Genomic DNA, 5598 nt, shown 5'->3' with positions numbered 1-5598 from the left:
ATGCGCGCGAGCGCCAGGGGCGCCGCCCAGGTGACCGCGGCGCAGGCAAGCATGTAGGCCAGCGTCTGCCAGCGGCCCACCAGGCAGTAGAAGGCCAGGCTCACCACCAGAAGGACAACCCACTGCGAGCGCCGAGAGAAGCGGCCTACCAGGTAGTAGGCCGCAAGCGACACCGCCAGAAACAGAACAAACGAGAGTGAGAGCAGATCCAATGGTCCAGCTCCTAGCCCTCCTCGTCCACCAGGCGCTTCACCATGTCGAGCATCGCCTGGGCGCTGTTGAAGTTGTCAGGGACAATGTCCTTGGCGGGCACCGAGACATCAAACTCGTCGTTGATGGAGCTGATGATGGAAAGGATGTCGAAGGAATCCAGCACGCGGTCGTCCACGAGCGTTGTGCAGTTCTCGTAGTCCACGTTGCCCTTAACATCCTCAAGCAGCTCAATCATGTGGTCGAGCGTCAGATCGTCATCCATGCTTGCCTCCAATAATGTCCAACACATTTCTTCGTCACGCTGAAAGTCTATCGCAGTATGCGCGTGGGGAATCCCTAGCAGCAGTTGTTGGGCCAAGTCTCCATGGACTCGCGGACCACGCGAACACCACGGCCGTCACGCAGGGCAACAGTGGGCATCGTCCGGCTCAAGAACAGGTAGATGCCCTCGGTCACCGAGTACGCGCCGATGTTCTCGAAGGCGAGAAGGTCACCCACGCGCAGGTCCTCGAAGGGCGCCTTGCGAACCAGCACGTCGGCCGTGGTGCAGAGGCTTCCGCAGAGCGCCCAGTCTCGGGCCTCATCCGCCGCCTCCCCCGCCCGCACGCGCTCGTCGTGCGAGAGGTTGCGGATGCGCGGCTCCTTCATGCCCATCATCTGGCCAAAGTAGGTCACATGGTTCATGCCGCCATCGATGAACGCGTAGCTCGTGCCCTCGTTGTCCTTCTCGTCAACTATGCGTGCCAGGTAGTAGCCGCACTCGGTTGCCAGGAAGCGGCCCATCTCCACCTGCAGCTCAACGCGCTCGGCTATGGCAGCAAGCTCCGGAGCAATGTCGCGCGCAGGGGCGAGCGTGTCCGAGAAGTCCTGCCCCTCGAAGAGTGGCACCGCAAGGCCGGGGCCGTACTCCAGGCGCTGGGCGCGCCAGTCATGGTCACGCTCCAGCTCGTCAATGAGGTCGGCGAGCATTGCAAGCTCCCGCTGCTGCCACTTGAGCTTGGCGCGCTGGGTGCCCACAAAGTAGTGGATGCCCACCAGTTCGCACCCGGCAAGCTCGTCTCGGTGGTCAACCGCGTAGATGAGGTCCTCTCGGCTCATGCCAAACTGGCTGCCGCCATTCAAGCGCAGCAGCGTGGGCACGCGCACGCCTGCAGCCGCGGCCTCGGCGTCCACAAGTGTCAGCTGTCCCAGCGACTCGGCCGTGAAGGTGCCTGCGCCATAGCGCAGGGCCTCGCGCACGTCCGCCGCCTGCTTGCACACGCCGGAGTAGACGATGCGCGCGGGGTCAACGCCGTCGCGCTCGCAGATGGCCAACTCGCCGGGGCTGCAGACCTCGAGCGCGTAGCCGTGCGCCCGTGCCGTGGGTGCCAGGAAGGGGTTCGCCTTGATCGAGTAGCAGAGGTCGACCTTGGGGCCCCAAATCTCTCGCACGGCGTCAAGGCGCGCGCCAAAGGCCTGGGTGTCAAAGACGTAGGTGGGCGTGCCCAGCTCTTTGGCGCAGGCGAGAAGCTCTTCGTTGGTCATGGCTACCTCCCCATTCCGTCGAGGGCCTTGCGGTCGATCTTGCCGTTCTTGGTGAGCGGCATCTGGTCCACGCGGCGCACGTGGTTGGGCTCCATGTAGGGCGGAAGTGCCGACGCGAGGGCGTCTGCCAGGCCCTTCTCATCGATGGTGCCAACATAGTAAAGCCGGATGCGCTTGCGGCGCTGATCGTAGGTGCAGCAGGCGCGATCCACGCCGTCCGTGGCCTGCGCGGCCGCCTCGATGTCGCCCAGCTCGATGCGCTGGCCCATGTGCTTGATCTGGAAGTCCTTGCGGGACGAGTACACCAGGTTGCCGTCCTGGTCGTACGTCGCCAGGTCGCCGGTGCGGTAGATCGGCTCGAGCCAGCGGCCGTTGAGCGGGTTCTGCGTGAAAGCCGAGGCAGTGCGCCCGGGGTCTCCCAGGTAGCCCAGCCCCAGCGCCGTGCCCGAGACGCAGACCTCGCCCTCGACGCCCGGTGCCGTGACCTCCTGGTTGTTCTCGTCCAGAAGGAAGACTCGCTCGTTGGGGAAGGCCTTGCCCATGGGGATGACCTCGTGCTTGCCAAACTCGCGCTCCACCACGTAGTACGTGCAGTTGCAGGTGATCTCAGTGGGACCGTAGAGGTTCACGTAGGTGGCATCTGGCAGGTAGCGGCGCCACACGGCCAGCTGCTTGGGCGGCATGACCTCGCCCGAGAAGAGCACGCGGCGCACCGTGGTGGGCACGCGGTAGTCGAAGCCGTTCATGATCGAGACAAAGCACATGGCAGAGACCGCCCAGATGAGGGTTGTGGCCTGAGAGTCTGCCAGGTAATCCATGAGCTTGGTGGGCTGCGTGAAGTACTCGCGCGGCACCAGCTGCAGCCGGGCGCCGCAGCGCAGCGCCGAGTAGATGTCCTTCACCGAGACGTCAAAGTCAAAGGGCGCCTGGTTGGCGATCACATCGCTCTCGCCAATGCCAAAGAGCTGGTCAAAGGTGGGGATGAAGTCGATGACCGAGCGGTGCGAGACAACCACACCCTTGGGCGTGCCCGTGCTGCCGCTCGTGAAGTTCACGTAGAGCGGATCCACATCCAGCGCCTGGGCACGCCTGCGTGCGAGAAGCCCCTCGTCAATGGAGCCGCCCACGATGTCCTCGATGCGAGCGATCTCGATGCCCGTGGCGCCGAGAAGCTCCTGGGCCCGCGCGGCGTTAGCGGAGTCGGTGAGGACGCAGGAGGGTGCCAGCGCGTCGACGATGGCGTGGACGCGGCCCTCGGGCTGGCGGACGTCGATCACCGAGTAGAACCCGCCCGCGTACACGGCGCCCAGCATGCAGGCGAGGGCGCTGCAGCTCTTCTCGAGGTAGAGAGCCACCGCCTGGCGGGGCTGCGTGCGCGCGGCAAGCCACGTGCCTGCCGCCTGGGCCTCGCGGCGAAGCTCGCCGTAGGTGAGGCTCGAGTCCGGGTCCGCCACGGCAACGCGCTCAGGCGTCGCCACGGCCGTGGCCTCCAGCCACTCGATAACGTTCCTCATGTCCTGCTCCCTTCCTGGGCGGGCGCCTCGCCGACGCCTAGCCCGAGATGTCAACCATGCAGTAGCGCTCGTAGCCCACGGCAGAGCCGGCCTTCCTCACGCAGACCTCGACCTGCGAGGAGCCCTCGGGGATCTGCTCCTGCGGGATGGTGCAGGTGTCGCTCGTGCCCCAGTCCTGCACGACCATCTCCGTGCCGTCCTCGGCCACGAGCGAGAAGCGATACTCCACCTGCACGTTGGACCCCGTGAATGCCATCGCCGTCACCGTGGTGGCGTCGTCCTCCAGGGAGGACGTCGCGGCGACCGCCGAGATGTCGTCGACCGAGGCCAGGTACTGGTCCCACTGGCCGTAGGCATACGTGAGGTCCGCGGCCGAGCCGCCGGCGTCAAGGGCGGCGAGCGCCTGGGCGAAGGCCTGCGAGAACCGCGCGGCACCGTCGTGGTTGAGGTGCTCGCCGTCGTAGAAGTCGGTGTCCTGGGGCTCCCACCAGCCGCCCTTGGCCATGTTGGCGTCGAGGAAGGCGCCCCCGCCCTGCTCGACCACCTGCTGGAGGCGCGACATCTGCTCGGGGTACTTCTCGCCGTAGGAAAGCACGTTGAAGGCCGGTCGCGGCGTCACCACCACAATGAGCTGCACGCCGTTCTCGCGGCAGAGGTCGCAGATGTCCTGGATCCAGTCGAGGCCCTGCTGGCTGAAGTCAGCCGGACCATCCCCCGCCGCCGAGAGGTGGTCCTGCGCCATGGAGTAGTCGAGGACGCCGTCGTAGTTGCCGTAGCCGCGGCCGTAGTAGGTCCAGCCGTCCATGACGCGCTCGGCGGCCTGGACGGAGGTCGTGTCGCCCAGGCGGTCGCGGAGGTTGGTCGCGATGTGCTCGGCGTCCAGCTCCACGTGGTTGTATCCCCACGGGAAGAGCGCGCTGATGGAGTCCGGGCCGTCGAAGAACGACGCGCTGGTGAGGAGCCCCCAGTAGTCCGCGACGGCCTGGGGCAGGGGCTCGCCCTCCATCTTGGCGCGGGCGAAGGCAACGTGCGAGCCCGGCCAGTTGACCGTCGAGATCGACTCGTAGTCCACGGCGAGAATGACGCGGCGCACGTTGTGGTCGCGAATCGCCTGCCGGGCGGCGGCACAGGAGTCGTCCAGCTCCTGGGCGGGCGTGGCCATGTTGAAGGTGCTGGTGCCCAGCGCGGCGTCGAGGACCTGCGGGTCGAAGGAGCGCTGGCCGGTCGAGGAGCCCACCACGACGGTGTCGATGCCCTCCCCCGCCGCCGCGCGGTACTCGTCCCACATCACGTTCGCGAGCGAGCCGTAGAGCTCGAAGCCGAGGTTGATGAGGACGTTCGCGGCAACGATGAGCAGGGCGATAACGACGACCTCGATGGCGCGGCGGCGCCCGTGGCGCGGGGCACGGGGCGTGCGCCGCGCTGGGGCGCCGGCGGGCACGGCCTTCTCGGGCGCGCTAGTGCTTTCGGGCGTCCGGGCGCTTTCGGGGGTCTCAGCGCTTTCGGGGGTCCTGACCTCCTCGGAGCCCCTGGCCTTCTCGGGCTTATCGGCTTTCTCGGGCTTATCGGCTTTCTCGCTAGAAGTTCGCATACATGAACCCCCCGGCAACGTTCTGGGTGAGGAAGCTCGCGATGACGATGAGGCCAAGGACGAGGAAGTAGAGGGCGGCGCGCGCGACGCAGTTCCAGCCGAGGATGCGCTCGGACACGTCCACGCCGCGCTCCTGCGCGAGGCTCACCGCGAAGACGATGGCGCAGGCAAGTGCAGCGAACACGAGGAACTGCAGGTTGAGCGTGGTAATACCGTCCTCGTGCAGCGTGACGAGAAAGACCTCGGGATTGTAGTTCGTGAACGTGTTGCGCAGGCAGAGCAGGCTGTCGCCGAAGTCGTAGATGCGGTCGAAGTACCAGCCGAGGTTGACCACGAGGAAGGTGCGGAGGACGCAGAACGCGCGGCGGGCGCGCGAGCCCGTGTCCACGCGCAGCGCGGCGTTCGCGCGGCGGAAGGCCGGGGCGAGCAGGTCCGCCAGCGCGATCACCAGGCCGTTGTAGAGGCCCCAGGCGACGTAGTGGGGCTCCGCCCCGTGCCAGAGGCCGACGATCAGGAACACCAGGACGTTGGCCGCGCAGGCGGGAAGGGTCCTTCCCAGGTGCTCGCCCAGGCGCGAGGCGCGGGCGCCGAGGGCCCTCATCGGGCGCGAGACCGCGAACGGGAAGAACACGTAGTCGCGCATCCAGGCGCCGAGCGTCACGTGCCAGCGGCGCCAGAAGTCGGCGAGCGAGACCGAGAAGTACGGGCGGCGGAAGTTCTCTGCCATGCGCACGCCGAAGAGCGAGGAGGCCGCCT

Annotated in this window: 5 protein-coding genes and 1 pseudogene; all 6 read right to left on the bottom strand. The window is 66.9% G+C overall.

Annotated elements, in window-relative coordinates; genetic code table 11:
* A pseudogene (locus BT122_RS10580) lies at nt 1–212 on the bottom strand (MBOAT family O-acyltransferase); the annotation flags it as partial.
* 11 nt (nt 213–223) lie between these two features.
* Nucleotides 224–475 (bottom strand): hypothetical protein, encoded by a 252-nt coding sequence (locus BT122_RS10575; RefSeq protein ID WP_059055019.1) that lies wholly within the window; start codon nt 473–475, stop codon nt 224–226.
* A 74-nt stretch (nt 476–549) separates the two neighbouring features.
* Nucleotides 550–1737 (bottom strand): diaminopimelate decarboxylase family protein, encoded by a 1188-nt coding sequence (locus BT122_RS10570; protein ID WP_072355867.1) that lies wholly within the window; start codon nt 1735–1737, stop codon nt 550–552.
* A gap of 2 nt (nt 1738–1739) precedes the next feature.
* Entirely contained in the window at nt 1740–3251 is a 1512-nt protein-coding gene (locus BT122_RS10565) for an amino acid adenylation domain-containing protein (RefSeq protein WP_072355866.1), read from the bottom strand.
* A gap of 37 nt (nt 3252–3288) precedes the next feature.
* Entirely contained in the window at nt 3289–4842 is a 1554-nt protein-coding gene (locus tag BT122_RS10560) for a hypothetical protein (RefSeq protein WP_072355865.1), read from the bottom strand.
* Nucleotides 4829–5598: MBOAT family O-acyltransferase (locus tag BT122_RS10555; protein ID WP_286130372.1), on the bottom strand; the 770-nt coding region annotated here is incomplete at its 5' end. The genes BT122_RS10555 and BT122_RS10560, both read right to left, overlap by 14 nt.

The sequence above is a fragment of the Olsenella sp. kh2p3 genome (assembly GCA_900119625.1).
GTDB lineage: Bacteria > Actinomycetota > Coriobacteriia > Coriobacteriales > Atopobiaceae > Tractidigestivibacter.
This window is presented reverse-complemented; position numbering and strand designations above follow the sequence as displayed.